We start from the raw sequence: 26251 nt of genomic DNA, 5'->3' as shown, positions 1-26251 counted from the left end.
GGACGACGCGCGCGACACGGCTGTTGGTCGCGACAGTCTATATGATCGGCGCGCTGGCGCCCTTCGGATTGCTCGTCGCGCCTGAACGCGCGCGGGCCCAGACAAGCCTGGTGAGCGTCTGCTCCGGCGTCTCCCTGCCGCGTTCTGTGGTCACAGACATCATGGGCCCCGTCATCACCGGCGTCGTGACGCCGCTCGAAGATATCCTCGACGGCCTGCTCGGCATCCTGGTCCCCGATGTTGATGTTGGCGCGGACGATCTGCTGAACGACGCCGCAAGCGGTCAGAACATCAACCTTCAGGTTCTCGATGTGAACGGCGGCCTCGTCGACCCCGACAACGCCTGCATCAATCAGGCGGACGGCTTCACCCTGGCTGAAGAAGCGGGCATCGCCATCGGCGGCAATCAGATCACTGGGCTTGGTTCCGGAGGAGCGATTGCAGTGGCGGGCGAGGTCAACTCCATAGCCTTCGGCAATGGCGCCGTAACGGCCGCCACGTCTGCGGACGCCATCGCTCTCGGCCGGAACGCCGAGGTGCTGGGCGGGGCCGCCGGCTCGATCGCCTTCGGCGCGGACGCCTCCGTGGCTGTCGCCAACAGTCTCGCCCTCGGATCGGGCAGCACCGCGCTTCGCGGCGCCCAGACGGGTTACTCCCCCCTTGGAGTCGTTGATCCCCAAAACTCGGTCGGCGAGATGTCCTTCGGCGCCGTCGGCGCGGAACGCCAGTTGACCAATGTTGCGGCCGGCTCGGCAGACACGGACGCCGTCAATTTGCGGCAGCTTCGGGGTGTGGCCACGAGCATCGACGCCCTCGCCGCCCTGGCCGTCACCTATGACGACAGCACCGCCGCGACCCTCACCTTGGGCGGCGCGACAGGCACGCGCATCACCAATTTGACCGCCGGTCTATTGGCCGCCGGGTCCACCGACGCCGTCAACGGCGCTCAGCTGTTCGGTCTCGGTTCCAGCTTGGCGGCCGAGATCGGCGGCAGCACTGTCTTCGATCCCGCCTCCAGTACTCTCGACATCGGTCTGACTTACGACGGCGTGATCTACGGCAGCGTCCAGGAAGCCCTCGACGCGGTCTTCACGACGCCGGCCGGCGGCAGCCCCTTCCTGGCCGTCAACTCCGCTCTGGGCGGCGCCCTGGCCGGAGGCTTGAATTCGACAGCCGTCGGCCCTGCGGCTTCGGCCAGCGCCGACAATAGCGTGGCCCTGGGCGCTTCCAGCACGGCGACGCGTGGATCGCTCGCCGCCTATGCGGCCCTGGGTCTGGAAACGCCGCAAACCTCATCGGGCGAAGTCTCCATCGGCGCCGTCGGCGCGGAACGTCAGCTGACCAATGTGGCCGCCGGATCCGCCGTCACCGACGCCGTCAACGTGGGCCAGTTGCAGGGCGTGTCAGACGACCTTCAGGCTTTGGCGGACGTCGCCGTCGCCTACGACGATTCGACGGGCGCCAGCCTGACGCTCGCCGGTATCGGCGGGACAGTCATCAGCAATGTCGCCGCGGGCGATCTGAGCGCCGCATCGACAGAAGCCGTCAATGGCTCGCAGTTGTTCGCCACCAACACCCAGGTGGCCGCCAGCGTGAACGCGATCGACGAGCTCGGCACAGATCTGGACACCCTCGCGCAAACGGCCGTCCAGTATGACGACATTCTGGCGGGTCGGGTCACCCTGGCGGGTGTTGACGGCACGGTGATCGGCAACGTCGCTGCCGGCGCCCTGACCTCCACCTCGACCGAGGCGGTCAACGGCGCTCAGCTGTTCGCCACCAACACGCAGGTCGGCATCAACACAACGGCCATCACCAACCTCAGCACCGACTTGGGCGCCCTGTCGGATACCGCCGTCCAATACGACGACCTGCTGGCAGGCCGGGTCACCCTTGCTGGCGTTGACGGCACGATCATCGGCAACGTCGCTGCCGGCGCTCTCACCGCGACCTCGACAGAGGCGATCAATGGTTCGCAGCTGTTCGCCACCAATAGCCAGGTCGGGCTGAACACAGACGCGATCGCGGACATCGCCGCCGTGTCAGCGCTGGCGGTCGTCTATGACGACGCGTCTTCGGACACCCTGACCCTGGCAGGTCTCGCTGGCACCACCATCAATAATGTCGCGGCGGGAGAGCTCAGCGCGGTCTCCAACCAAGCGGTGAACGGCGCTCAGCTGTTCGCCACCAACACTCAGGTTGGAATCAACACGACGGCCATCACCAACCTCAGCACCGACCTGGGCGCCCTGTCCGACACGGCCGTCATGTACGACGACCTGCTGGCCGGCCGCGTCACCCTGGCAGGGGTCGATGGCACGGTGATCGGCAATGTCGCCGCCGGCGCCCTGTCCTCCACCTCGAACGAGGCCGTCAACGGCGCCCAGCTGTTCGCCACCAATACCCAGGTCGGAATCAACACGACCGCCATCACCAACCTCAGCACCGACCTGGGCGCCCTGTCGGATACGGCCGTCATGTACGACGACCTCCTGGCCGGCCGCGTCACCCTGGCGGGTGTTGACGGCACCGTCATCGGCAATGTCGCCGCCGGCGCCCTGTCCTCCACATCAACCGAGGCGGTCAATGGCGCCCAGCTGTTCGCCACCAATACCCAGGTCGGGATCAACACGACCGCCATCACCAACCTCAGCACCGACCTGGGCGCCCTGTCCGACACGGCCGTCATGTACGACGATTTTCTGGCGGGACGGGTCACCCTGGCCGGCGTTGACGGCACCATCATCGGCAATGTCGCCGCCGGCGCCCTGACCTCCACCTCGACCGAGGCGGTCAACGGCGCTCAGCTGTTCGCCACCAACACCCAGGTCGGATTGAATACGGATGCGATTGCGGACATCGCCGCCGTCTCTGCGCTGGCGGTCGCCTATGACGACCCAAGCTTTGACACCCTGACCCTTGCCGGCGCCGCCGGCACCACCATCAGCAATGTCGCGGCGGGCGAGCTCAGCGCCGCCTCCACCGAGGCGGTCAACGGCGCACAACTGTTCGCGACCAACACCCAGGTCGCAGAGAACACCGCCGACATCGTCACCAACACCACCGCTATCACCACCATCACGAACAATCTGAACAATGGCGCGGTCGGCGTGGTGCAATATTCGGACGCCGCCGATCCGACGACGCCGAACGGCGGGGTCCCCAGCAATGACGTGACCCTTGTGGGCGCGCTGGCCGGTCCGGTGGGCCTGCACAATGTCGCCGCCGGCCTGATTGCTTCCGGGTCGAGCGACGCCGTCAACGGCGGCCAAATCTTCGCCTTCGGCCAGAGTGCGGCGGCCGGGTTCGGCGGCGGCACCGCCTTCAACCCTCTGACCAACAGCCTGGATGTCGCCATCACCTATCAGGGCGTCCAATACGCCAGCATCCAGGCCTTCCTGGACGCCCTGTCGGGTGCGCCGACGGGCGGCGGATCCAGCGTCTATCTCGCCGTCAACTCCAACCTCGCCCCTGCGAACGCCCAAGGCCAGGATGCCGTCGCCGTCGGTCCCGAATCTCAGGCCGTCGCGGACAACAGCGTCGCCCTGGGCGGCGGCAGCGTCGCCGATCGCGCTGCGCAAACCGACTATGCGGCGCTAGGCGTCACGGGCCTTCAATCGTCGGCCGGCTCGGTCTCGTTCGGCTCTGCCGGCGCCGAACGCCAGCTCACCCATGTCGCGGCCGGCACGGCGGCGACCGACGCGGTCAATGTCGCCCAGTTGCAGGGCGTGTCCGATCGGGTCGAAGCCATCGCCGGGACCGCCGTCTCCTACGACACGACCACCCGCGACACCCTGACGCTGGCCGGCGCCAGCGGGACCACCATCACCAATGTCGCAGCGGGCCAAGTCAACGCGACCTCGTCCGACGCCGTCAACGGGTCGCAACTGTTCGCCACCAACACCCAGGTCGCCCAGAACACGACGGCGATCACCAATCTGACCAACAACATCGCCAACGGCAGCCTCGGCCCCGTGCAATACAGCGACGGCGATGACCCCGAGACCCCGAACGGCGGAGTGCGCTCCGACGATCTGACGCTGGTCGGCGCCAGCGGCGGCGCCGTTGGTCTGCACAATGTCGCCAACGGCCGTATCGCCGCCGGCTCGACCGACGCCGTCAACGGCGGCCAGATCTACGAACTGGCCTTCGCCGCGACCAATGCGGTCCAGTACGACACCGACGCAAACGGCGGTCGCACCAACAGCATCACCTTCCAGGGCGGCGACGCCTCGGCCCCGGTGACGCTGAACAATGTCGCGGCCGGTGCAGTCACGGCCACCTCCACGGAGGCGGTCAATGGCTCGCAGCTGTTTCAGACCAACCAGGCCGTCGCCACGGCTCAGACAACGGCCGACAGCGCCCTGGCCCTGGGCCAGAACTCGCTCCAGTACGCCGACCAGGGCCAGACCCGCGTGGTTCTGGGCCGCAGCAATGGGCCGGCGGTCACCGTCAGCAATGTCGCCGCCGGGGTCGCAGACACCGACGCCGTCAACGTCCTGCAACTGCGCGAGAGCATGAACGAAGCGATCCAGCAGTCGAACGCCTACACCGACATGCGGCTGGCGGCGGTCAACTACAACGTCCAGGAAGTGCGCAAGCTGGCCTTCGCCGGCACGGCGGGCGCCCTGGCGGCGGCCGGGATGCCGCAGATCGCCGAGCGCGGCAAGTCGATGTTCGCGGTGGGCTACGGCACCTACGAGGGCCAATCGGCCATGGCGATGGGCTACTCCCGCGCCCTTGGCGACGGCTCCATGGTCTTCCGAGCCGGCGCGACCTTCGACACCCAGAACCATGTCGGCGCCAACGCCGGCATCGGCTGGCGCTTCTGAATAGGCCAGGGGAGGCTCAGCCTCCCCTGGCTATCCGCCTTATAGGCCAAGCTCCAAGAGGTTGTTTCCTGTGTCCGCCCCCACCCTCACCGACGCTGAGTTCGAGACCATGATGGCGCGGTTCATCGCCGCCGGGGATCGGTTGTCAGACCTCCAGCTTCTCGATCTCGCGGATTGCTATCACGAGATGCTCCGGCAAAGGCGCACGGGTCGGGTAAGCGATCGGGAGGCCTCAGTGACGGACCCGGTGCGCGTCCCTCCAGAGGATCGAACGTTTTGACGCGGGGCGCTGAAGGACCCAGGCACGCAAGCCTCCACTGTCAGGCCACGGGGCGCAAAGGCTCTATGTCCGCCAAGGCTTGGCGATTGGCGATCGCATCCCGCGACAGGTCATGCTGGGCCTGGAGGTTCATCCAGAACTCCGGTGACGTCCCGAACACCCTCGCGAGCCGCAGGCCTGTGTCAGACGTGATGGCGCGCTGCTCGCGGACTAGCTGCTCGATCCGACTGCGATCCTTCAACCCCATGGCGCGCGCCAATCCGCCAGCCGAGAGCTTGAAGGCCGGCAGATAGTCCTCCCGCAAAATCTCGCCCGGGTGGGCCAGAGGCGTGGCGAAGGTCGTGTAGTCACGAACGGTCATGACGATCTCCCAGGCTCCCGCCGTCGGATGAAGAGGAGGTCTGTGACCTCCGGGATGGTCTCAATGGTAGTCGACGAACTCAACATCTTCGGGACCGGACGCTCCCCAAGAGAAGCAGATCCGAAACTGGTCGTTCACGCTGATGGACCACTGCCCGTCCCGATTATCGACGAGTCGGTGGAGCCGGTTTCCCGGCGGATCTCTCAGGTCGCCCACATCCGTTGCGGCATCCAGCACCTGGAGCTTTCGCCGCGCGCGCCTCAGGAGGTCGGCCGGAAAGCCTTTGGGGCTCGCGCCAAGAAACACCAACTCGGTCTGGCGATCCTTGAAGGACTGGATCATCCTCCACATCCATTGATGTCGCCCGACATGTAGCGCCAAACGCGACATGTCGCAACCGCTTTGTAGCGTGACACACTACACATGATCATTTCCGCCCTCAGCGGGTCGTCGTAGAAGCGTTTCTGCGACGTTGCGGCTGATCCGGTCGGCAGCGGCGCGGATCGGATCGTCAGCCAAGTGAGCATACCGGCTGGTGGTCGCGACATGGGCGTGCCCGAGCAGCTTGCCGATCAAGGGGAGACCCTCGCCGGACGCCAAACCTGCGCTCGCGAAGCTGTGGCGAAGGTCGTGGATGCGGACATCATCGAGCCCCGCTTTCTTGCGGATGCAGACCCAGGCCCAGTCCAGATTGGCGACCGGCTGGTCAGGCCTCCGGCGGTCGGGAAACAGATATACGCTTCCATTGGACTTGAGCGCCGCGACCAGCTCCAGAGCAGCCACGCCGAGCGGAATGATCTTCGGCCCGGTTTTGGAGTCCCGCAGCCGCAGCAGGCCGCGATCGAGATCCAGCTCGGACCACCTCAGACGAGCGATCTCGTTCTTGCGCGCGCCCGTCAACGCCAGCAGCCGCAGGATGGTGATATGCCGAGGGTCGCCGCCGTCCTTTTCGAGGTCGGAGAGGACATCCCCAAGTCGGCCGAGCTCCGCGGGAGACAGGAAACGATCTCTCCGATTGTCGCGAAAGCGTTTCACGCCTCGAACGGGGCTCTGCGCTATGAAACCGTAGTCGACTGCGAAGTTGAAGATGCCGCCGAGGAGACCGACCGTTCGCGCAGCAGCGCCCTTGCCGCCCCGTGTGTGCGGCGTCGCGTCCTTACGAATATTCCCGTTGCCCACGTCGATCATCAGCCGCTGGATATCGCTCCGAGCGACATCGGTGACTTTCATGTTCCCGATCCGGGGGTTGATATGCCGCTTGATCCGTATGCGGTCGATATGGAGCGTCGTCGCCTTCTTGGTCGCCGTGCCCTCGGCCATGTAGAGCTCGCACAGCTCCCGGACCGTCATCTCGGCGCGGCGTTCAGCTTTCACCCCTTGCGGGTCGCCGCCCATTGCGACCCGCGCGAGCGCTTTGCGCGCCTCCTCGCGGGCCTCCTCAGTCGTCAGAACGCCGTGGGTCGCCAGCGTCAGCATCCGCCTCGCGCCGCCGATCGTTCGGTATCTTACGATGTAGGTTTTTCGGCCTTCCGGGGTGACCCGAACGCCAAACCCCTTCAACTCGATATCCCACGCCAAATACCGCTCTGGGCCTACCACCAGGGCATCTACGGCCCGTTTGGTCAATTTCGTGGTCACCGTATGGTCACCAGACATTTCGCCTCCGTCCCGCCACAGCGGGTTTTGAACGCCCATTTTGGTGACCACATGGTCACCACTTGGGAGCAAATCGGAGGATAAAGCGGTCATCCCGGGCAATCGCCCTTTGCCCAGTTTACGCCATCAAAACAGGCACTTGGGCATCAACAGGAAACATCGGGAAACCCTAGGGTTCGAGCTCGATGTCCCAGTAGAGATAGTCCAGCCAGCTCTGGTGCAGGTAATGCGGCGGGAAGCGACGGCCCGCATCTTGAAGCTGCCAGGCGTTGGGGCGATAGGGTTCGCGGCGGATCGGCATCATGGCTTGGCGCGGGGTGCGGCCGCCCTTGGCCAGGTTGCAGGGGCTGCAGGCGGCGACGATGTTCTCCCAGGTCGTGCGGCCGCCGTGCGAGCGGGGGATGACGTGGTCGAAGGTCAGATCCTTCGACTCTCCGCAGTACTGACAGGCGAAACCGTCGCGCAGGAAGACGTTGAAGCGGGTGAAGGCGGGGTTGCGGTCCTGGTCCACATAGCTGCGCAGCGCGATCACGCTGGGAAGCTGCATCTCCATCGAAGGGGAGCGGACGACCTTGTCATACAGGGACACCACGTCCACGCGGTCCTGATAGACCGCCTTGACCGCCTCCTCCCACGGCCAGAGCGACAGCGGATAGTAGGACAGCGGCCGGAAGTCGGCGTTCAGCACCAGGGCGGGAAAACCGGAGGGCGGTCGATGGAGAACCTGCATCAGGCCCTCCCGCGCGGACGGGGGGATATTGAGGCGACAGAGGTGAGGACACGTCTCCTTCCCTAGTCTTGCAGCGACAGCCTACCCTTGATTCCCGCTCATCGCCATGACCAGAGTGCAGCGTTTTCGTGACGAGGCCTCAGAAAATCTCGACCAGTTCGAACCGCTCGCAAACGACCTTCATGCCCGGCGCCCAACTGCCCTCGCGGCGGTAATAGGCCTCGTGCGCGTCCCGCCACCATTTATAGCTAAGATCGCCCTCCCCCTCCGCACGGGCGAAGTCCTCTCCGACGTCTTCAAAGGCCATGATCTCGACCTCGGTCGTGCGGATGGCGCAGCGGGGCGCGCCCGCGCCATCCAGGATCACGCTGACCTCGCCGACGGTCGGCATGATGTCGGCCTCGCACGCCGCCAGAGACGAACAGGTGGCGCGCTTGCCGCCAGCCAGCACCAGGGCCAGCAGTTCGTCGGCCAGTTCCGGGCTGTCGCCGAAGGGCCAGCGCGGGGCGTCGCGATAGGCGGCGGGGATTTCGCTCATGACCTAGGCCCGACTGGCATGGGTGGGAAAGCCCGGCAGGGTCCAGCCCCAGCGCAGGGCGCAGGCCCGCAACAGGAAACCGCACAGGGCCGCGACGATGGCGGCCGGCCAGATCGGCATGCCGGGCGCGCGCAGCGCGATATAGACCGTCGCCGCCAGTATGGCAGCCGTGACGTTGATCTCTCGCCGCAGCAGGATCGACGGCTGACCCGCCAATGTGTCGCGCACCACCCCGCCGAAACAGGCTGTCAGCGTGCCCATGACGATGCAGATCAGGGCCGGCGCGCCCGCCGCCTCGGCTTTGGCCGCGCCCATGACGCCGTAAGCCGCAAGCCCGATCGCATCCAGCCACAGCAGGGCGCGGAACCGCCAGTCGCGCTGACCCACCAGCCACAAGGCCGTCGAGGCGAACAGGCAGACCGCCAGATAGCGCCAGTCCTGAACCCAGAACACAGGCAGGCCCAGCAACAGGTCGCGCAGGGTGCCGCCGCCCACGCCGGTGATGGCGCCGAAGAAGGCGAAGGTGACCACGTCGTGCTTCTCGCGTGCGGCGGCCAGGGCGCCGGTGGCGGCGAAGACGGCGACGCCGGCGAAGTCCAACGCCGACAGCACGGTCTGGGGATTGCGCAGGGGTTCGGTCAGGACGGGATCGAGCGGGGTCATTGCGCAGCCTCCAGAACGATCTCGCCGCGCTTCACGCCCGTGTACCAGGCCCACAGCAGATGGGTCGCCACCGCCCGATACGGCCGCCAGACCTCGGCGCGGGCATAGGCGGCTTTCTGGTCCGGCCGCACCTCGGCGCCGTCGGCCCAGCGTAGGGCCTCCTGCAGCGCCACGTCGCCGCCGGGAAACACGTCCAGCCGACCCTCGCACATCAGGAGATAAGCCTCGGCCGTCCACAGCCCCACGCCCTTCAGCGCCGTCAGGGCGGCGATCGCCGCTTCGTCGTCGAGACTGGCCAGATGCTCCAGATCGATCTCGCCGGCGAGCTGGGCGCGGGCGATGCCCTGACCATAGGTGGCCTTCTGCCGCGACAAACCCATGTCGCGCAGTTGATCCAGATCGTGCGCCAGCAGCAGCTCGGGCGTGATCCCGCCCATCCCCTCGCGCAGCCGCGCCCAGACCGAAGCGGCCGAGGCCACCGAAACCTGCTGCTCCACGATCATGCGGAACAGGCCTTCGAACCCGCCGACCCGCAGCCGCCATTCGAAGGCCGGCGTCTGCGCATGCACGCGCGCCATGGCCGGATCGGCGGCGACCAGCGCCTCGCGCGCGGCGGCGATGTCCTGGGGCGTGGGCTGAGGCGGCATGGCCTACCTATGACCTGCTCAGGCGCTCAAGGAAATGGAGGCGCTGGCGGATTTCGGCTGGCGACAGCGCGATGTAATAACTATTATTGGTCGGTCGATTGAGGATTCCGTCATGACCATGACCGTCGAACTGGGTGCGCTGGAACAGGTGGTGGACCGCCTGGTCCGCGACGGCCGATACGGCTCCAAGAGCGAAGTGCTGCGCACCGGCGTGCGGTTGGTACAGGAGCATGAGGCCCGACTGGCGGCCCTGCTGGGCAAGCTGGAAGAGGGGATCGCCGACGCCGACGCCGGCCGGTTGACCCCGCTCGAAGACGCCCGCGCTGCGTTCGAGGCCCGGTGGGCCGCCGAGGGCGAATGAGAGTTCGGCTCGCCGACGCCGCCTTACGCGACCTGGCTTCGATTGAGGACCATGTCGCTCTGGACAGCCCAAACGCGGCGCGGCGACTGGTCAGGACGCTTTTTGGACGCTGCGAAACGCTCGCTCAAAATCCCCGGCGCTATCCAGAGGCCGGCATCGCCGATCTGCGAAAGCGCCCCGAGGGCAGCTATCTGATCTTCTATAGGGTGACGGCCGATGTCGAGGTCGTCCGCATACTTCACGCCGCCCGTGACTGGACGCATCTGCTGGCCACGGACGAAGACTGAGCCGTGTTCACGACCCGCTTCGCCCCCTCCCCCACCGGCCGCCTGCACAAGGGCCATGCCTTCTCGGCCCTGAGCGCCTGGTCGGCGGCGAAGGCGGCGGGCGGGCGGTTCGTGCTGCGGATCGAGGATATCGATCCGACGCGGTGCAGGCCGGAATACGAGGCGGGCATTCTTGAGGATCTGGCCTGGCTGGGCCTGGACTGGGAGACGCCGGTGCGGCGCCAGTCGGATTATCTGGACGACTACGCCGCCGTGATCGAAGGCCTGAGAGAGCGCGGGCTGCTCTATCGGTGTTTCCGCACGCGCAAGGAGATCCTTAACGGCATCGGCGATGCGCCGCACGGGGCGATGGAATCGGTGCGGCCCGGCCCCCATCCGGCGCAGGAAGAGGCGCGGCTGCTGGCCTCGGGCGCGCCCTTCGCCTGGCGGCTGTCGCTGGATCTGGCGCGCGAGGCGCTGGGCGATGCGGTCTGGACCGGCCTGACCTTCGTCGAGGAGGGCGAGGGTCCGAACGGCGAAACCGGGGTGGTCGCCGTAAATCCCGAGGCGGCGGGCGACGTGGTGCTGGCGCGCAAGGATACGGGCGTCGCCTATCATCTGGCGGTCACCCACGACGACGCGCTGCAGGGCGTGAGCCATGTGATCCGGGGGCAGGACCTGTTCGAGGCGACCGATGTGCAGCGGCTGATCCAGACGCTGATGGGCTGGCCCGCGCCGACCTATCGCCATCACCGGCTGCTGGCGGGCGCGGATGGGCGGCGCTACGCCAAGCGGGATCGTTCGGTCACCCTGGCCGAACTGCGGGCGGGCGGATTGACGGCTGAAGCCCTGCGCGCCGAACTGGGCTTCAGCTTCGGCGGCTGAAGATGCGCGAGGCGCCGTAGCCGGTCAGGGCGGCCAGAACGACGCACAGCACGCCGTAAAGCCACGGGCGACGATGAGCGAACTCGTAGATGTCGCGCTCCAGCCCGACCTTCTCGACCGTCAGCGTCAGGTTGGACACCGACTGCGGCTCGCCGTTCTGGAACAGCCAGACCTCGGCGTAGTATTTGCCGGTCGGCGCGACGGTGGGCAGTTCGACCTCGGCGCGGAACAGGCCCCGGTCGACGAACTCCACCCCTTGGGAATCGGTATCGTAGAGGGCGGCGGCCTCCTTCAGCCGGATCACGGCGCGGCGCCAGTCCAGATAGTCGTCGCCCAGCCGGCTGACCACCACATCGCGCACGCCGTAACGGGTGACGGTGCGGCTTTCCTCCGGCGCGTCGATGCGCAGGTGATCGACCCCGACGCCGAGGCGGCGCAGCTGGCCGAAGTCGGCGATGTCACTGAGCGGGCGCGTCGAGGCGGTCATGTAGAAGCCGGGCGCGCCTTCGAACAGCACGGGCCGGCTGTTCAGCCAGACGCCAGAGGTGCGGGTCTTCTTCACCAGGCGGATCGGCGCATCCGGCCCTCGCACCACCACGACGACGTCGGCCGGTTCGGGCGTCGGATTGAACACCGCGCCATAGAGGACGATGGACGCGCCCGTGAAGCTGGAATCGACGCGGACCTGGGCGTCGGTCAGGGCGGCGGCGACGCGCAGTTCGCCCGTCGTCGCCTCCGACCGATCCGGAGCCGGCGCCGTGATGGCGGGCGGTGGAGGGGGAAGCGCCTGCATCAGTCCGCGATCCCCGGCGCGATCATAAAGATGTCGTTGGGGCGCACGAACAGGTCCAGTCCCATCTGGATTCCGACCAGCAGAACGATCAGCCCCAGGGCCGCCCGCAACTCCTCGGCGCGGAAACGACCGGCGAACCGCGCACCGAGCTGGGCCCCGACCACCCCGCCCAGCAGCAGGATGGTGGACAGGACGATGTCGACCGTCTGGTTGCGCCCGGCCTGAAGGATGGTGGTGATGGCGGTGGTAATGATGATCTGGAACAGGCTGGTGCCCACCACCGCGCCTGCCCGCATCCGCAGGATATACAGCATGGCCGGCACAAGTATGAAGCCGCCGCCCACCCCCATGATGGCCGACAGGACCCCCGCGAAGACGCCCAGGCCGAACGGCGGCAGGGCGCTGATGTACAGACCCGACTTGGGAAATTTCATCTTCAGCGGCAGACCGTACAGCCACATCGGCCGCCGGCGCTGCTTGTGCGTCGCGGGCAGGCCCCGACGACGACGCAGGATCTCGGTCAGGCTCTCGTTCAGCATCAGCACGCCGATGGCGCCCAGGAAGACGAGGTAGGAGACTGCGACGACCAGGTCGGCCTGGCCCAGCAGGCGCAGGTATCGAAACAGCTCGACCCCCGCCAGGGCGCCGACCGCGCCGCCGGCCGCCATCACCGAGCCCATCTTGAAATCGACCGCGCCTGCCCCCGCATAGCGGATGACGCCGGAGGTCGAGGAGGCGACGACGTGGCTGGCCTGGCTGGCGACGGCGACGGTCGGGGGAATGCCCAGGAAGACCAGGATCGGGGCCATCAGGAAGCCGCCGCCGATGCCGAACAGGCCGGACACGAACCCGACCACCGCCCCCAGGATCACCAAGGTCGGCCAGTTCACCGAAACCTCGGCGATCGGCAGATAGATGTCCAAAGGACGCGCCTTCGGCTGGAGCGGTTAAAGGATCGCCGTCAGGCGGCAGCGGGGGTCGTCAACGACCGGGCGACCGATAGCCGCCCGACGCATGTGAATCTACCCCGTCGCCTGCGACGCGGGTTGAGACTGGGCCACGAAGGCGTCTGCGGCGGTGCGGGCGGCGCGCTGGGCGGTGGCGCTGGCTATCGGACGCAGGCGCGTTACGGCGGCCTGGGCCTCGGAGTCCCCGCCGCGCGCGGCGATCATGTACCACTTCAGGGCTTCGGTCGGATTCTTGGCCACGCCGTCGGCGCCGGTCTCGTAGATGCGCGCGACATTGTACTGGCTATCCGGCAGGCCGCGCTCGGCGGCGTTGAGCAGCCAGGTCAGGGCCTCGGCCTGATTGGTCGCGCCGCCGTCGCCTTCATACAGCTGCATCCCGTAGAGATGCATTCCGCGCGGATCGCCGCCCTCGGCCGCACGACGGCCCCACTGACGGCTCAGCGCCGGGTCGGCGGGAACGCCGTTGGCGCCGTCCAGATACAGCTGACCCAGATAGGTCTGGGCGGGCGCGTAACCCAGGTTGGCGGCGCGCTTCATGCCGTCCAGACCCGTGCTGTCGCCGGCCTCCAGCTTGCCGATGGCCGTTTCGTAGTCGGCCGCGCCGGGACCAGCGAGATCGAAGGTCGGTCGCACGCCGGTCGGCGTCACGGCCGAGGCGGCGATAGGCATGGCAGGGCCAGCAGCCTGGGCGCCGCCGAAGCTCGGCAGGTCGAAGTCCGGCGCGCCGCCGTCGGTCAGGGACAGATAGCCATAGACGCCGCCGGTCAGGGCGACCGCCGTGACCGAGGCCAGAAAGGTCTTCTTGACGGTCGAGCCGTCCTTCGCCGCCTGTCTGTCCAGCCGCTCCTGCAGCTTGGACTTGCCGCCCCGCTTGAGGCCGAAGCCCGAACGCGGCGCCGGTTCCGGCTCGGGCGGCGTCGTGATGGCGGCGCGGGCGGCGTCGATGGTGCTGCGGGTCGCCGAGGCGCGACCGGCGGCAGCGGCGGCTTCCATGCTGGCGCGCAGACGGCGCGGATCGACGAACTCGGTCTCGCCGCCGAAATCGTCGTCGTCGGCGTCCAGAACGGGCGCGGCGCGCTTTTCGGCCGCGGCGGTCGAGAAGCCGGGCGAGGTCGCTTCCAGCGCGTCCTCGACATCGGCGCCGCCGAACCCACTGAAGGGCTGGATGATGGGTTCGACACCGTCGGGATCGACCTGGCGCGACGGCGGCTCGTCCGCCTCGGCGGCGACCGGCTCGGGTTCGGGTTCGGCGAAGGCGGTCGCGGGGAAGGGCGAGGCGGCGGCGACTTCGGGCGTGACCGGATCGCTGGACCAGGCGTCCTCGTCGGTGAAGGTCTCGTCGGGGAAGGCGGCGGCGCGCCAGTCGCCGTCGACCGAGGCGGACTGGATCGGCGCAGGCGCAGCGCGTTCAGGAACAGCGCGCGACGGAGCCCAGGACGGTTCGTTGTCCAGCGGCTTGTCGCGGATGGCCGAAGGCGTTCGCGTCTCGATGCTCTCGCGCGCCTCGGCCAGCAAACGAGCGGTGCGCTCCTCGGTCATCCGCATACGCTCGGCCAGTTCGCCCGAGGCGCGGTCGTAGCGTTGCTCGATCTTGTCCGAGCTTTCCGACAGGCGTCGGCCGATGTCTTCCAGCGCCTGCTGCGAGCGGCGCTCCGACTGGGCGATGCGGTCGCTCAGCTGGTCCGAGATGCGAGTGATCTCGCCGCCCAGCTTTTCCAGCGCGATGGCGTGGCGGTCGTCGCTGGCGGTCAGGCGTTGATCGACGCGGTCGACGTGACGCGCGAACTCCTGATCCAGGCGACCGGCGCGACGCGCGACCTCGGTCTCGATGGTCTGGCCGACAGCTTCCGTCACGGCGCGGGCGACGGCGTCGGTGCGACCCTCGCTGTCGGTTTCGACCTTCTGGACGCGGGCGTTCAGGTTGCGGGCGATGCGCAGGACTTCGCGACCCATGGCCTCAAGGCCCACGGCGCCCTTCTGCTCGGACGCCTTGATCTGGTCGCCGACGGCCTGGACCGCGCGTTCGATCCGGTCGATACGCGCGCCGGTTTCGGCGGCGTCGAGACGCTGCATCATTTCGGCGCGATTGTTCTCGATCTGGCGCGAAAGGCTTTCGGCCAGCTTTTCGAAGCGTGCGAGATCGCGCGCGCTTTCCGGCTCGACCCGGCTCTCGGCCGACCGCATCCGCTGATCCAGCTCGGCGAACGAGCGTTCCAGCGTCTTCAGCGCTTCGGTGGTGCGGTTCTGGGCCTCGTCCAGACGCGCGCCGACCTGGGCCAGCATTTCCGTGCCGACGCCGGGGCCGGCGGCCTTTTCGACCGCCTCCATCCGCTCGCGCAGGTCGTTGACGCCCAGGCGCTGGCGTTCCTCGATGTCGTACAGACGGCCGGTCAGGGCGCCCAGCGAGGCCTCGACCTTGCCGAATGCTTCTTGCGTCAGCGGGCCGGTGTCGCGTTCGAAGGCGCGCAGGCGGCGGTGGCCCTCGCGCAGTTCTTCGGCAATGTCGTCGATACGGCGCGCGGCGCCCTGGGCCTCGGCCTCCTGGCCGTCCAGGCGACGCATCAGGCCGGAAACCGCCTGGTCCACGCCCTGGATGGCGACGGTCGAGCGACGTTCGGCGGCTTCCAGCCGCGCGGCGATCACATCGATGGAGGCGCTGATCCGATGCCCGTTGTCTTCGGCGACATCATAGGCGTCGTCGAGACGGCGGCTGCGGTTGCGGCGTTCGTATTCGGACGCTTGGGAGCGACGCGGCAGGGTGGCGTAGCCCTCCTCCTCGTCCTCCATGATCATGGAGTTGAGCCATTCGCCCAGCGTCATGCCGGAACGACGCGCAAGGTCTTTTGCGACCTCACGGGCCTTGGGATCGATTCCCTTAACGCTCCAAGGCGCTGCAGCGCTCACTGATTCGGCTCCCGACCCATACGACGCAGGCTATACCGTCAATATCGAGGGTGTAAACTGATGGTTAACCGCAATATCTAGCGGCGATCTTCCAATCCTGTGGACAGGCCTCCAGACGCCGGGATTAGTGAATCATCTCGGTTAATGCAGTGTGAAGATTAACCTCCCGGCAAGGGTTCGCTTGCCAAGCGGCGCGCGCTTCGCCACGTGCGGCGCATGAGCTTGACGACAACCCTCATTTTCCTGGCCCTGGCCCTGGCCGTCATGGTCTTCACCGGCTGGCGCGGGGCGCGTCCGCCCGACCCGCTCAAGGGGCCGCGCATGATGCCGTGGCGGTTTTTGATGGTCGGGTCTGCGGCCATCGCCATGCTGCTGCTGATCCACCTGGCGACCCTGTTCGGCGCCGAACGCGCGCCGTGGGTTCCCGGAGCTTAGCCTTAGGAACCCGAACCCGGCCGGTCTGTTGATCCTGCAGCTCACTCAAGGAGATGCTGCATGACCGACAAGCTGACCGCCGCCGAGGCGGAAAAGGAATTTTGGAAAAGCCTGAAGGAGTCCAACACCGGGATGCTGGGCCTGGACAAGCCCGGCTATCACCATCAGCCCATGACCGGCTATGGCGAGGACGAGACCGGAACCATCTGGTTCTTCACCCGTGACGACACCGACTTCGCCCGTGACGTGGCCGGCGGCGGTCAGGACGGGATGTTCTGCTACCAGGCCAAGGACGGCAAGGTTCAGGCCTGCATCCACGGTCGCCTGGCCATCGACCAGGATCGCACCCGGATCGACAAATACTGGAACCCCGTCGTCGCCGCCTGGTATCCCGACGGCAAGGACGACCCGCACCTGACCCTGGTCCGGTTCGACGCCAACGACGGCCGCGTCTGGGTGTCCGACAAGGGCGCGCTGGGCTTCGGCTACGAAGTCCTCAAGGCCAACCTGACCAAGTCGACGCCCGACGTCGGCGGCGTGTCGGACGTGAAGCTGTAGGCGACCGACGCCATTAAGTCAGAAAGGGCGGACCTGATCGGGTCCGCCCTTTTTCTCGTTCAGCCCGCGAAGCACCAGGCCAGGACGGCCTTCTGGGCGTGGATGCGGTTCTCGGCCTCGTCCCAGACCAGGGAGCGCGGGCCGTCGATGACAGCGTCGGTGACTTCCTCGCCCCGGTGGGCGGGCAGGCAGTGCAGGAAGACGGCGTCGGGATCGGCCAGGGCCATCAGGGCCTCGTCCACCGAATAGGATTCGAAGGCGGCCAGACGCGCCTCATAATCCTGATCGCCCATCGAGACCCAGGTGTCGGTGACGACCACGTCGGCGCCCTTGATCGCCTCGCGCGGGTCGCTGGTCAGGGTGACGGCGTTCGCGCCCTTGGCCAGGTCGCGCAGGTCGGGATGATATTCCGCCGGGCAGGCGACGTTCAGGTGGAAGCCGAACTTGGGCGCCGCATGCATGAAGCTGTGGCAGACATTGTTGCCGTCGCCGATCCAGGCGATGGTCTTGCCGGCGATGGGGCCGGAATGTTCCTCGATCGTCTGCAGGTCGGCCAGGATCTGGCACGGGTGGCTGCGGTCGGTCAGGCCGTTGATCACAGGCACGGTCGAGACGCGGGCGAAGCGCTCGACATCTTCGTGGTCATTGGCGCGGATCATCACCGCATCGACCATGCGCGACAGGACGCGGGCCGTATCCTCCACCGGCTCGCCACGACCCAGCTGCATGTCGGCGGCCGTGGCGATGATCGACGACCCGCCCAACTGGCGGATGGCCGCGTCGAAGCTGAAGCGGGTGCGGGTCGAGTTCTTCTCGAAGATCATCGCCAGGACGCGATCCTTGCCCGGCGCGTCGGCGTCGGGCCGCCCCTGGGGCCAGCCCTTGCGGGCAGCCTTGCGGGCATGGGCGTCGTCCAGAATGGCGCGCAGTTCAGCGGCTTCGAGTCGATGGATGTCGAGGAAGTGGCGGGTCATGGCATCCTCCACCCTCTCCCGTTGGGAGAGGGCTTGAGCGCCCGAGAGCCGCAGGCGCTCGGACTTGCGCGAAAGGGTGAGGGTTCGGTCTTGGCCGGTGAGGTGCGACCCTCACCCTTTCGCCTTGACGCATCGCTGCGCTCTGCGAGGCTCAAGCCCTCTCCCAGCGGGAGAGGGACGCTCATGCCGCCAGCTTCTCGCGCGCGACCTCGCAGGCGCCCTCGAACCGGGCGATGGCCTCGCGGGCCTCGTCCAGGGTCAGGTTCAGCGGCGGCAGCAGGCGCACGCAGTTGTCGCCGCCGCCGGCGATCAGCAGTTTTTGCGTATCGCGCGCCAGGGCCATGAACTCGCGATTGTTCGGCACCAGCTTGATCCCGATCAGCAGTCCCTTGCCGCGCACGTCGGCGATCACGTCGGGGAACCGTTCCTGCAGGCCCACGAACTGCTGCTTCAGATAGCCGGCGATCTCGTTGACGTTGTTCAGGATCTCGGGGCTGTTGATCAGGCTCAGCGCCTTTTGACCGACAGCCATGGCCAGGGGGTTGCCGCCGAAGGTCGAGCCGTGGACGCCGACCGTCATGCCCTTGGCCGCCTTGGCCGAGGCCAGGCAGGCGCCGATGGGGAAGCCGCCGCCCAGGGCCTTGGCCACCGCCATGATGTCGGGCGCCATGCCGGCCCATTCGTGGGCCCACAGCTTGCCCGTCCGGCCCATGCCGCACTGGACCTCGTCGAAGATGATCAGGACGCCGTGTTCGTCGCACAGCTCGCGCAGCCCACGCAGGCACTGGTCCGGCATGGCGCGGCAGCCGCCCTCGCCCTGGACCGGCTCGACGATGATTGCGGCGGTCGTGGGGTTGGCGATGGCGGCCTTGATGGCCTCGTGGTCGCCCCACTTCAGCTGGTGGAAGCCCTGCATCGGCGGGCCGAAGCCCTCGGTGTAGCTGGGGTTGGCGGCGGCGTTGATGGCCCCATAGGTCCGGCCGTGGAACGAGCCGTCGAAGCCGTAGATGTCGATCCGCTCGGGCGCGCCGTTGGCGGAGTGATATTTGCGCGCCGTCTTCAGCGCGCACTCGACGGCTTCCGTGCCCGAGTTGGTGAAGAAGACCACGTCGGCGAAGCTCGACTCGCACAGGGCGTCGGCCAGGGCTTCCTGGCCCGGAATGCGGAAGATGTTGGACACGTGCCACAGCTTCTCGGCCTGATCTTTGACCGCCTGGACCAGTTCGGGGTGGGCATGGCCCAGGCCGTTGGTCGAGATGCCGGCGACGCAGTCGAGATATTCGGTCCCGTCGGTCGCCCACAGACGCGCGCCTCGGCCGCGTTCCACTTCCAGCGGCGCGCGATTGTAGACACCCATCAGATGTTCAGTGGACACGGACCAAGACCTCCAAAAGCGATACGGCCCCGCCGCGAGCGCGACGGAGCCGGATTGATACGGACAGGCGTTGTCGGATTAGTGACGGTGTTAGTCAACACCGGCGCCGAGCACGCCTTTCGCCCGCACGTCGGCGACGATGGCGCGAACGGCGGCGATCTGGTCCGCATCCAGACCCCGCAACGGCAGGATGAAGTTGCTGTTGGGCGTCAGGGCGAAGATCCAGCGATCCTTCTCCTCGACCGCCGCCGCGACCAGGGTCCAGCCCACCCGGCTTTCCAGCTCCTCGGCGGAAACGACGAAGCCGTCTGCGGACAGACGCCAGGACACCGGCCGTTGCGAGATCGGCGCGGCGCGGGACACGGCCATGACCCGCCGATGAGCCAGCATGCTGAGGCCGACGAAGCCATAGAGGCCCGCGAGCTGCAACCCGACCACCCAGGCCACCGGTCCATAGGTATCGAAGGCCGCCACGAGGATGGTCGCCATCATGAACAGGCCCAGCCACAGCATCGGCCAGGTCGTCCAGCGACGGATGGTCGGCCAGGCCTTGATGGCGGCGCGGCCTTCCTTCGGCGTCGGCTGAACGCCGAAAACCTCGACGACGATGCTCACTGAGCGCTGGGGACCGGCGCCGGGATGGCAGGGGCGGTCTCGGCGGCGACGGCGGCGTCCTTGGCCTGGATCTCGACCAGACGCTTGTCCAGGGCCAGACCCAGGTCGGCGATGAACAGACCGAAACGGGCCACGTCCACGCCCTTCAGATACGACAGCCTGTCCTCGGTCGAATGGATGCGCTGGAAGACGGGCGGCACGAAGCCTTCCTTCAGGCCATTGTTCTCGCCGCCGTTGAAGGCCAGCCACATCTGGTGGGCGCCGACCGCGTCCTGGGTGCCCATCGACACTACCGGCACGCCGGCCGCCGAGAAGGCGCGGTCGTCGCTGGGCGGATAGACCGGATAGGGCATGCAGTCGAAGCCGCGCTCGGCGCACAGGCTACGCAGCGTCTCCAGCACGAAGTCTGACTGGTCGCCGTTGTTCTCGCCATACATGATCGTCTGGCCGTAGGCGGCGACGTCGGCGTTGATGACGGCGGCGATCCTGTCCTTGCCGTGCTTTTCCAGGAAAGCCTTGGCGCCCAGCAGGCCCAGCTCTTCCTGGTCGGTGAAGACGAAGACGAAACGGTGGGCGACCGGCTGGCCCTCCAGCCCCATCTCCAGGGTCTTGGCCGCCTCCATCATCGCCATGACCGAGCCGACATTGTCGACGATGCCTTGCGACAGGGTGCCGTCGCGCAGCTTCACCGCGTCATAGTGGGCGGTCAGGACGATGTCCTTGGCGCCCTCGCCGACCGTGACGACGACGTTCGCGCCTTCCATCGGGCCGGTGGCCTGGTTGCCGCCGGCGAAGACCTGGATTTCGGGCGTGAAGCCCAGCGTGGTCAGCATGCCGACCAGAACCTGGGTCCGTTCGGCGTTGGTGGGCTTGACGAACTGGGCGGCGCCGGCGCCGATGTCGGGGCGGTCCCCAGCTTGAGGCGTCGCCTCCTGAGCGAAGGCGGGAACAGCGGCGAACAGCGCCGTGGCGGCGACAAGCGAACGGAACAGCATGGCGGACCTCTCGGGGGGGAGCGATCCGCAACAGGTAGCGATCTAGCTCTTGAGACGCCACCCCGAGCGGAACACCAGCCAGCAGACGACGCCCATGACGACCATCAGCACGGCCGAACCGACGACCCCGATCATCAGATTGCTCTCGGCATGGCCGATGAAGCCATAGCGGAAGCCGTCGATCAGATAGAAGAAGGGATTGTAGCGGCTGAGCGAGCGGAAGGGTTCGGGCAGGTTCTCGACCAGATAGAAGGTGCCCGACAGGAAGGTCATGGGCATGACGATGAAGTTCTGGACCGCCGACAGATGGTCGAACTTCTCGCTCCACAACCCCGCCAGCACGCCGGTCATGCCCATGACGAAACAGGCGGCCAGGGCGAACCAGACGATGGCGAAGATATTGGCGATGCCCAGCGGCGCGAACGGCAGGACGCAGATCGCCGTCACCAGACCGACCGCCAGGCCCCGCGTTGCGGCGCCCAGGGTGAAGCCCAGCGTCAGCTCCAGCGGGCTGAGCGGCGGGGTCAGGAAATCGGTGGCCGTGCCCATGATCTTGGCCTGGATCAGGCTGGACGAGGCGTTGGCGAAGGCGTTGTTCAACATGGCCATCATGATCAGGCCCGGCGCGACGAACAGGGCAAACGGCGTGCCGTGCAGCGGCGGCCGCGCGTTCTGAAGCGCCACCACGAACACCAGCATATAGAGCAGCGTCGTCACCACCGGCGCCGCCACCGTCTGGGCGCCCACCTTCCAGAAGCGCCGCACCTCGCGCAGATACAGCGTCTGCACCCCGATCCAGTTGATCCCCGGATAGCGACGCGGCTGCGGCAAACCGGCGGGGCGGGTGGAGATCAGGTCGGTGGTCTCGGTCATGGCCCGCCAGATGCGCTCGACCGTGGCGGTTCGCAAGGGATCACCCCCGATCCGCCAGAAAACGACCTCCCCGCCTTAACCTTAACGATGATTCAATATCTGGTTTCTGTGGACGGTTGATTCGCACATCTTGCGTCTCTTAACGGCTGGTTTACGATTAGTTGTAGGTCAAGACCCCGGAGGGGGAGCCTGGACCTAGATATTGAATCCAAACTCGCTGGAGGGTGGCATGACCGCAGGCTGGACCGACGACCGCGTAGGCGCGCTGAAGAAGCTCTGGCTTGAGGGCCAATCCGCGAGCCAGATCGCCAAACAATTGGGCGGCGGGGTTACCCGCAACGCCGTGATCGGCAAGGTGCACCGCCTGGGCCTGTCGGGCCGGGCCGCCCCGTCGCAACCGGCGCGCACCGTCGCCGCGACCTTCCGCACCGCCCGTCCGCGCCCCGCGCCGGCCGCCCCGGCCCAGCCCTCGGCCCCGCGCCGTCTTGAGGCCGTCCAGCCCAAGCCTGTCCAGGCCGCCGCCCCCGTCCCCGCCCCGATCCCGGATCTGCCGGGCACGGCGACGGTGATGACCCTGGGCGCCCACATGTGCAAATGGCCAATCGGCGACCCGTCGTCGCGCGAGTTCAGCTTCTGCGGCCGCCGCTCCTCGGAAGGCGTCTATTGCGTCGAACACGCCCGCGTCGCCTACCAGCCGCAAGTCCGTCGCGGCTCCAAGGAAAGCGGTTCCGACCTGGCCCGCAGCCTGCGTCGGTACATCTAAGGGCGCTATCGCGCTTCGCGCTACTTGAGCGCAGCGCTTCGCGCGGTTCATTCCCGCGTCACAGATGCTCTCTAGGGAGCCGACTTCCCCCTCGCCGGCTCGCGCAAGCAAGCCGGCGAGACTTCAGGGGCGGGGCTGCGGTTCATCCGGGTTGACGCAGCCCCATCCGCCTTTTGCTTTCGTCATCCTCCGACAAGCCGCGTATTGGCGGCGCAGATCGGGGGACCCAGCGGCGCCGAAGGCGATGCGTCCGCCGCACCAACATCAAACATCCCGTCCGCGACATGTTCGCGCTCTCGCGCGCCGCTGGCTTCCCCGGTCTCGCTGCGCGCGCCGGAGAATGACGAAAGAGGATGGCGGCGAACCTAGTTCAACACCCGCCGCGCGTCGGGCGTGTCCAACGAGAACGCCGGGATCTCCGCCTCGAAACTGCGCCCATCCGCATCCGTCATATAATAGGCGCCGACCATCGACCCGCTGTCGGTGCTCAGCGGACAGCCCGAGGCATAGGCATAGCTGCCGCCCGGTTCGATCACCGGCTGTTCGCCGACCACGCCGGGGCCGCGCACCTCTTCCACATGACCGTGACCGTCGGTGATGGTCCAGCGGCGCGCCATCAGCTGCACCGTCGACCCGCTCAGGTTCACGATCTCGATCTGATAGGCCCAGACCCAGCGGCCTTCGTCGGGATCGGACTGCCCCGCCAGATAGCTGGGCCGGACCCGGATCAGGATGCCGTTCGATTCGGCGGTATAGGCAGGACCATCGTGCATGGGCTATATGCTCGCCCCGCCGCGCGCGGGCTGCAAGCGCGACTTGGAGACAAGTCGCGAAAACCGTGTGAGACAGACGCCATGAGCTCCTTCCAAGCGCCCCGTCCCGGCATCCTGCCCGCCCAGTCCATCGAGACGTTGATCGCCACGGGCGCCATCACGTCGGACACAGAATTCGATCACGACCAGGTCCAGCCCGCCAGCCTGGACCTGCGCCTGTCGGACCAGGCCTGGCGCGTCCGCGCCTCCTTCCTGCCCGGCAAGCGCAAGGTCGAGGAGCGGATCGCCGATGTCGCCATGCACGCCATCGAGATCACCCCCGCCGGCGTCGTGCTGGAAAAGGGCTGCGTCTATATCGTGCGCCTGCAAGAACGGCTGAAACTGCCCAAGGGCCTGATCGCGCGGGCCAACCCGAAAAGCTCGACCGGCCGGGTCGACGTCTTCGTGCGCCTGCTGACCGACCAGGGCGCCCGCTTCGATGATGTGGCCGAGGGGTATGACGGGCCCCTCTACATGGAGGTCGCGCCCCAGACCTTCTCCATCCTGGTGCGGCCCGGCACCCGGTTGAACCAGCTGCGGCTCAAGGCCGGCGATCCGCCCAAGCTTGAAACCCGTTCGGTCGGCGTGGATCTGCAGGGCGGCGACATCGTCGGCTTCCGCGGCCGTCGCCATGCGGGGGTGGTCGATCTGGACCATATCGACGGCCACGACCCGCGCGACTTCTGGGAGCCGCTGACGCTACGCCGTGGCGAACTGCTGCTGGATCCGGGCGAGTTCTATATCCTGGCCTCGTCAGACGATGTCGAGATCCCGGTCGATCAGGCCGCCGAAATGACCCCCATCGACCCGTCGGTGGGCGAGTTCCGCGTCCACTACGCCGGCTTCTTCGACCCCGGCTTCGGCACGGACGAGGCGCACGGCGCGGGCTCGAAAGGCGTGCTGGAGGTCCGCACCCACGACACACCCTTCCTGCTGGAACACGGCCAGATCGTCGCCCGCCTGGTCTACGAACCCCTGACCGAACGCCCCAGCCGCCTGTATGGCGAGAGCGGCAGCCACTATCAGAACCAGGGCCTGAAGCTGTCGAAGCATTTCAGGGTGTGGTGACCTCTCCCTCCCCTTCATGGGGAGGGGCGGCGCAGCGAAGCGCAGCCGGGGTGGGGCAGTCAGGACCTCGCTCGCGCCCCTTCGGGCCCCACCCTGATCGCTACGCGATCGTCCCTCCCCATAAAGGGGAGGGAGAAGCTCACGTCAGCTTGTCGGCCTTCCGCAATCCCGGGAACATCGCCGACCAGGCCCCGGTCGCCGCCAGAGCGCCGAAGCCGCCGAACACCGCCGCCCCGACCGCGCCCAGCATCCGGACCATGACGCCGGAATAGGCCTCGCCCAGCTCGTTCGACGCGCCGATGAACAGCATGGACACCGAAGACACCCGCCCGCGCATGTGATCGGGCGTGGCCAGCTGGATCAGGGTCTGGCGGATATTGACGCTGATCATGTCCGCACCGCCGCCGATCAGCAGGGCCAGGGCGCTGAGCCAGACGATCTTGGACAGGCCGAACGTCACCGTGCAGATCCCGAACACCGCCACCGCCGCGAACATCCATCGCCCGCCGTGCCGCACGATGGGGTAACGGCTCAGATAGATCGCCACCACCATCGCCCCGACGCCGAACGACGCCCGCAACAGGCCGAACCCCTGCGGGCCCACATGCAGGATGTCGCGCGCGAAGATCGGGGTCAGCAGGGCCACGCCGGCGAACAGCACCACCACCAGGTCCAGCGAAATGGCGCCCAGCACGATCTTGGTCTTGTAGACATAGGCCAGCCCCTCCTTGACGGATTCGATGGGCGACAGGGGATTGGCCTGGGGCGCGGGCTTGCCGCTGGTGCGGATCAGGATGAAGGCCGCCACGGCCAGCAGGAACATGCCCAGCGACACCGCATAGGCCAGGGGCACGTTCACCCCCACGATCACCCCGCCCAGGGCCGGGCCGGCGATGGCCCCGGTCTGGAAGGCGATAGACTGGGCCGCAATGGCGGGCGGCAGGGCCTTGCGGCCCACCACCATCGGCAGGAAGGCCTGGCTGGCCGGCGCCAGAAACGCCCGCGCCGCGCCGAACAGGGCGGCGACGGCCAACAGACCCCACAGGGGCGGGTTCCCGTGCAGAGCCATGGCGAGGAACGAGCCCGCGCAGGCCGCCTCCACCAGGATCGAAATCCACACCGTGCGCTTGCGATCGCGACGATCCGCCATCGCCCCGGCCGGCAGGGTGAAGGCCAGCAGCGGCAGGAACTGACACAGGCCGACCAGACCTAGATACAGGCTGGCCTCCTCGATCGGATGATCCCGCCTGGCGATCTCATAGACCTGCCACAACAGGGCCGACGACTGAATCTGGATCGCCAGCACGGCGACCACCCGGCCGAACCACAGCAGGCGGAAGTCGCGGATGCCCCATGGACTGGACGGGCCCTCTGGGGGCGCGGGCGGGGCGGCGGGGCCGGTATCTATGGTTTCTGTGGTCACGTGCGTCTGGATTGTTTCGGATATGGCGAGCCGTCGCGGTGGAAATAGCCGTCGACGCCCGCGTGGAGCACCATGTCGATGTCGGGATAGTCGCAAGGGGTGATGGTCGGGCTGCGCGTCCCGACCTCAAGCAGCACCGCCTCGCGGCCGGATCGGTTCTCTATTCTGTGACCATTGGGCACGCCCGCCTTGAACCCGGCGCAGTCGCCGGCGCGCAGGACGGTCTCGCCGTCGTCCTCGATCAGCACCACCTCCCCCTCGACCACCATGACGAACTCGTCCTCCTCGGCGTGCCAATGCCTCTGGCTGGACCAGGCGCCGTCGGGCAGGCGCAGCAGATTGACGCCGAACTGGGTCAGGCCCGCTGCATCGCCCAACTTCCAGCGGCGACGCGGCTTGCACGGGCCGGCGAACTCTTCGGGATAGGTCGTGCCGTCGCCTCTCGGCGCGCTGTCGATGTCGATCTTGGGCATGGG

Annotated in this window: 26 protein-coding genes; 8 read left to right on the top strand and 18 right to left on the bottom strand. The window is 67.4% G+C overall.

Annotated features, from left to right (window positions below; translation table 11 throughout):
- Positions 1 to 41: 41 nt before the first annotated feature.
- The gene (locus ACP693_RS04195; RefSeq protein WP_426018738.1) at positions 42 to 4832 is read left to right on the top strand and encodes a YadA-like family protein; all 4791 of its coding nucleotides are present in this window, start codon (positions 42 to 44) and stop codon (positions 4830 to 4832) included.
- A 320-nt stretch (positions 4833 to 5152) separates the two neighbouring features.
- Here ACP693_RS04195 and ACP693_RS04190 read toward each other — a convergent pair whose 3' ends face one another.
- From ACP693_RS04190 to ACP693_RS04160, 7 genes are all read right to left on the bottom strand, one after another.
- Positions 5153 to 5473, bottom strand: a complete 321-nt coding sequence (locus tag ACP693_RS04190; RefSeq protein WP_426018740.1) for a HigA family addiction module antitoxin — start codon at positions 5471 to 5473, stop codon at positions 5153 to 5155.
- A gap of 60 nt (positions 5474 to 5533) precedes the next feature.
- Positions 5534 to 5815: a type II toxin-antitoxin system RelE/ParE family toxin gene (locus ACP693_RS04185; RefSeq protein ID WP_426018742.1), complete on the bottom strand. Its 282-nt coding sequence runs from the start codon at positions 5813 to 5815 to the stop codon at positions 5534 to 5536.
- A 75-nt stretch (positions 5816 to 5890) separates the two neighbouring features.
- Entirely contained in the window at positions 5891 to 7129 is a 1239-nt protein-coding gene (locus ACP693_RS04180) for a tyrosine-type recombinase/integrase (RefSeq protein WP_426018743.1), read from the bottom strand.
- Positions 7130 to 7298: 169 nt separating this feature from the next.
- Positions 7299 to 7859 carry an HNH endonuclease gene (locus tag ACP693_RS04175; RefSeq protein WP_159848721.1) on the bottom strand — a complete coding sequence of 187 codons (561 nt, stop codon included), beginning with the start codon at positions 7857 to 7859 and terminating at the stop codon, positions 7299 to 7301.
- Positions 7860 to 7998: 139 nt separating this feature from the next.
- Entirely contained in the window at positions 7999 to 8397 is a 399-nt protein-coding gene (locus ACP693_RS04170; protein WP_426018745.1) for an ASCH domain-containing protein, read from the bottom strand.
- A gap of 3 nt (positions 8398 to 8400) precedes the next feature.
- Positions 8401 to 9060 carry a trimeric intracellular cation channel family protein gene (locus ACP693_RS04165; protein ID WP_426018747.1) on the bottom strand — a complete coding sequence of 220 codons (660 nt, stop codon included), beginning with the start codon at positions 9058 to 9060 and terminating at the stop codon, positions 8401 to 8403.
- The gene (locus ACP693_RS04160) at positions 9057 to 9707 is read right to left on the bottom strand and encodes a DNA-3-methyladenine glycosylase family protein (RefSeq protein WP_426018749.1); all 651 of its coding nucleotides are present in this window, start codon (positions 9705 to 9707) and stop codon (positions 9057 to 9059) included. Before ACP693_RS04160 ends, ACP693_RS04165 begins: the two co-directional genes overlap by 4 nt.
- Positions 9708 to 9819: 112 nt before the next feature.
- On the opposite strand from ACP693_RS04160, the gene ACP693_RS04155 reads away from it, so the two are divergent.
- The 3 genes from ACP693_RS04155 to gluQRS are packed head-to-tail and all read left to right on the top strand — an operon-like array spanning position 9820 to position 11219.
- Complete coding sequence (locus ACP693_RS04155) at positions 9820 to 10068, top strand: type II toxin-antitoxin system ParD family antitoxin (protein ID WP_372692345.1); 249 nt, start codon at positions 9820 to 9822, stop codon at positions 10066 to 10068.
- Entirely contained in the window at positions 10065 to 10355 is a 291-nt protein-coding gene (locus ACP693_RS04150; protein ID WP_426018752.1) for a type II toxin-antitoxin system RelE/ParE family toxin, read from the top strand. The genes ACP693_RS04155 and ACP693_RS04150 overlap by 4 nt, the downstream gene beginning before the upstream one ends.
- 3 nt (positions 10356 to 10358) lie before the next feature.
- Positions 10359 to 11219 carry a tRNA glutamyl-Q(34) synthetase GluQRS gene (gene gluQRS / locus ACP693_RS04145; RefSeq protein ID WP_426018754.1) on the top strand — a complete coding sequence of 287 codons (861 nt, stop codon included), beginning with the start codon at positions 10359 to 10361 and terminating at the stop codon, positions 11217 to 11219.
- Here the strand turns inward: gluQRS and ACP693_RS04140 are convergent.
- The 3 genes from ACP693_RS04140 to ACP693_RS04130 all read right to left on the bottom strand — a co-directional run bounded on the left by ACP693_RS04140 (position 11203) and on the right by ACP693_RS04130 (position 15884).
- Positions 11203 to 12012, bottom strand: coding sequence for a TIGR02186 family protein (locus ACP693_RS04140; protein ID WP_426018755.1), 810 nt, complete (start codon positions 12010 to 12012; stop codon positions 11203 to 11205). The genes gluQRS and ACP693_RS04140 overlap by 17 nt on opposite strands.
- Complete coding sequence (locus ACP693_RS04135) at positions 12012 to 12935, bottom strand: sulfite exporter TauE/SafE family protein (protein WP_426018757.1); 924 nt, start codon at positions 12933 to 12935, stop codon at positions 12012 to 12014. Before ACP693_RS04135 ends, ACP693_RS04140 begins: the two co-directional genes overlap by 1 nt.
- 99 nt (positions 12936 to 13034) lie before the next feature.
- The gene (locus tag ACP693_RS04130; protein ID WP_426018760.1) at positions 13035 to 15884 is read right to left on the bottom strand and encodes an SEL1-like repeat protein; all 2850 of its coding nucleotides are present in this window, start codon (positions 15882 to 15884) and stop codon (positions 13035 to 13037) included.
- Positions 15885 to 16100: 216 nt separating this feature from the next.
- On the opposite strand from ACP693_RS04130, the gene ACP693_RS04125 reads away from it, so the two are divergent.
- Together ACP693_RS04125 and ACP693_RS04120 are read left to right on the top strand one after the other, a co-directional pair.
- Entirely contained in the window at positions 16101 to 16319 is a 219-nt protein-coding gene (locus ACP693_RS04125; protein WP_426018762.1) for a hypothetical protein, read from the top strand.
- 60 nt (positions 16320 to 16379) lie between these two features.
- A complete protein-coding gene (locus tag ACP693_RS04120; protein ID WP_135193906.1) occupies positions 16380 to 16877 on the top strand; it encodes a pyridoxamine 5'-phosphate oxidase family protein in 498 nt (165 codons plus the stop codon).
- A 59-nt stretch (positions 16878 to 16936) separates the two neighbouring features.
- On the opposite strand, the gene argF is transcribed toward ACP693_RS04120, so the two are convergent.
- The 5 genes from argF to ACP693_RS04095 all read right to left on the bottom strand — a co-directional run bounded on the left by argF (position 16937) and on the right by ACP693_RS04095 (position 21709).
- Entirely contained in the window at positions 16937 to 17851 is a 915-nt protein-coding gene (gene argF, locus ACP693_RS04115) for an ornithine carbamoyltransferase (RefSeq protein WP_426018764.1), read from the bottom strand.
- Positions 17852 to 18032: 181 nt separating this feature from the next.
- Positions 18033 to 19226, bottom strand: a complete 1194-nt coding sequence (locus ACP693_RS04110) for an aspartate aminotransferase family protein (RefSeq protein WP_426018766.1) — start codon at positions 19224 to 19226, stop codon at positions 18033 to 18035.
- Between the two features lie 90 nt (positions 19227 to 19316).
- Positions 19317 to 19841, bottom strand: a complete 525-nt coding sequence (locus ACP693_RS04105) for a YcxB family protein (protein ID WP_426018768.1) — start codon at positions 19839 to 19841, stop codon at positions 19317 to 19319.
- On the bottom strand, positions 19838 to 20836 hold the full coding sequence (locus ACP693_RS04100; protein ID WP_426018770.1) for a M28 family metallopeptidase: 999 nt from the start codon (positions 20834 to 20836) through the stop codon (positions 19838 to 19840). The genes ACP693_RS04105 and ACP693_RS04100 overlap by 4 nt, the downstream gene beginning before the upstream one ends.
- A 42-nt stretch (positions 20837 to 20878) precedes the next feature.
- A complete protein-coding gene (locus ACP693_RS04095; protein ID WP_426019633.1) occupies positions 20879 to 21709 on the bottom strand; it encodes an ABC transporter permease in 831 nt (276 codons plus the stop codon).
- A 229-nt stretch (positions 21710 to 21938) separates the two neighbouring features.
- Here ACP693_RS04095 and ACP693_RS04090 point away from each other — a divergent pair, with 229 nt between their 5' ends.
- Positions 21939 to 22472 (top strand): GcrA family cell cycle regulator, encoded by a 534-nt coding sequence (locus ACP693_RS04090; protein ID WP_159848688.1) that lies wholly within the window; start codon positions 21939 to 21941, stop codon positions 22470 to 22472.
- A gap of 365 nt (positions 22473 to 22837) precedes the next feature.
- Here ACP693_RS04090 and apaG read toward each other — a convergent pair whose 3' ends face one another.
- Positions 22838 to 23245 carry a Co2+/Mg2+ efflux protein ApaG gene (gene apaG / locus ACP693_RS04085; RefSeq protein ID WP_271165250.1) on the bottom strand — a complete coding sequence of 136 codons (408 nt, stop codon included), beginning with the start codon at positions 23243 to 23245 and terminating at the stop codon, positions 22838 to 22840.
- 81 nt (positions 23246 to 23326) lie between these two features.
- Between apaG and ACP693_RS04080 the strand changes: the two genes are divergently transcribed.
- Positions 23327 to 24352 carry a 2'-deoxycytidine 5'-triphosphate deaminase gene (locus ACP693_RS04080; RefSeq protein ID WP_426018772.1) on the top strand — a complete coding sequence of 342 codons (1026 nt, stop codon included), beginning with the start codon at positions 23327 to 23329 and terminating at the stop codon, positions 24350 to 24352.
- Between the two features lie 139 nt (positions 24353 to 24491).
- Here ACP693_RS04080 and ACP693_RS04075 read toward each other — a convergent pair whose 3' ends face one another.
- Both ACP693_RS04075 and ACP693_RS04070 read right to left on the bottom strand, forming a co-directional pair.
- Entirely contained in the window at positions 24492 to 25775 is a 1284-nt protein-coding gene (locus tag ACP693_RS04075; RefSeq protein WP_426018774.1) for an MFS transporter, read from the bottom strand.
- Positions 25772 to 26248, bottom strand: coding sequence for a cupin domain-containing protein (locus ACP693_RS04070; protein WP_426018776.1), 477 nt, complete (start codon positions 26246 to 26248; stop codon positions 25772 to 25774). The genes ACP693_RS04075 and ACP693_RS04070 overlap by 4 nt, the downstream gene beginning before the upstream one ends.
- Positions 26249 to 26251: the final 3 nt, after the last annotated feature.

Origin of the sequence: Brevundimonas sp. TWP1-3 (assembly GCF_049896085.1) — a bacterium.
GTDB lineage: Bacteria > Pseudomonadota > Alphaproteobacteria > Caulobacterales > Caulobacteraceae > Brevundimonas.
This window is presented reverse-complemented; position numbering and strand designations above follow the sequence as displayed.

Coding starts and splice junctions, on each gene's coding strand:
- ACP693_RS04185 (WP_426018742.1), bottom strand. CDS start 5,815: ATGATCCAGTCCTTCAAGGATCGCCAGACCGAGTTGGTGTTTCTTGGC.
- ACP693_RS04150 (WP_426018752.1), top strand. CDS start 10,065: ATGAGAGTTCGGCTCGCCGACGCCGCCTTACGCGACCTGGCTTCGATT.
- ACP693_RS04190 (WP_426018740.1), bottom strand. CDS start 5,473: ATGACCGTTCGTGACTACACGACCTTCGCCACGCCTCTGGCCCACCCG.
- ACP693_RS04180 (WP_426018743.1), bottom strand. CDS start 7,129: ATGTCTGGTGACCATACGGTGACCACGAAATTGACCAAACGGGCCGTA.
- apaG (WP_271165250.1), bottom strand. CDS start 23,245: ATGCACGATGGTCCTGCCTATACCGCCGAATCGAACGGCATCCTGATC.
- ACP693_RS04155 (WP_372692345.1), top strand. CDS start 9,820: ATGACCATGACCGTCGAACTGGGTGCGCTGGAACAGGTGGTGGACCGC.
- ACP693_RS04095 (WP_426019633.1), bottom strand. CDS start 21,709: ATGACCGAGACCACCGACCTGATCTCCACCCGCCCCGCCGGTTTGCCG.
- ACP693_RS04080 (WP_426018772.1), top strand. CDS start 23,327: ATGAGCTCCTTCCAAGCGCCCCGTCCCGGCATCCTGCCCGCCCAGTCC.
- argF (WP_426018764.1), bottom strand. CDS start 17,851: ATGACCCGCCACTTCCTCGACATCCATCGACTCGAAGCCGCTGAACTG.
- ACP693_RS04195 (WP_426018738.1), top strand. CDS start 42: ATGATCGGCGCGCTGGCGCCCTTCGGATTGCTCGTCGCGCCTGAACGC.
- ACP693_RS04175 (WP_159848721.1), bottom strand. CDS start 7,859: ATGCAGGTTCTCCATCGACCGCCCTCCGGTTTTCCCGCCCTGGTGCTG.
- ACP693_RS04160 (WP_426018749.1), bottom strand. CDS start 9,707: ATGCCGCCTCAGCCCACGCCCCAGGACATCGCCGCCGCGCGCGAGGCG.
- ACP693_RS04090 (WP_159848688.1), top strand. CDS start 21,939: ATGACCGCAGGCTGGACCGACGACCGCGTAGGCGCGCTGAAGAAGCTC.
- ACP693_RS04120 (WP_135193906.1), top strand. CDS start 16,380: ATGACCGACAAGCTGACCGCCGCCGAGGCGGAAAAGGAATTTTGGAAA.
- ACP693_RS04070 (WP_426018776.1), bottom strand. CDS start 26,248: ATGCCCAAGATCGACATCGACAGCGCGCCGAGAGGCGACGGCACGACC.
- ACP693_RS04100 (WP_426018770.1), bottom strand. CDS start 20,836: ATGCTGTTCCGTTCGCTTGTCGCCGCCACGGCGCTGTTCGCCGCTGTT.
- ACP693_RS04140 (WP_426018755.1), bottom strand. CDS start 12,012: ATGCAGGCGCTTCCCCCTCCACCGCCCGCCATCACGGCGCCGGCTCCG.
- ACP693_RS04165 (WP_426018747.1), bottom strand. CDS start 9,060: ATGACCCCGCTCGATCCCGTCCTGACCGAACCCCTGCGCAATCCCCAG.
- ACP693_RS04170 (WP_426018745.1), bottom strand. CDS start 8,397: ATGAGCGAAATCCCCGCCGCCTATCGCGACGCCCCGCGCTGGCCCTTC.
- ACP693_RS04125 (WP_426018762.1), top strand. CDS start 16,101: ATGAGCTTGACGACAACCCTCATTTTCCTGGCCCTGGCCCTGGCCGTC.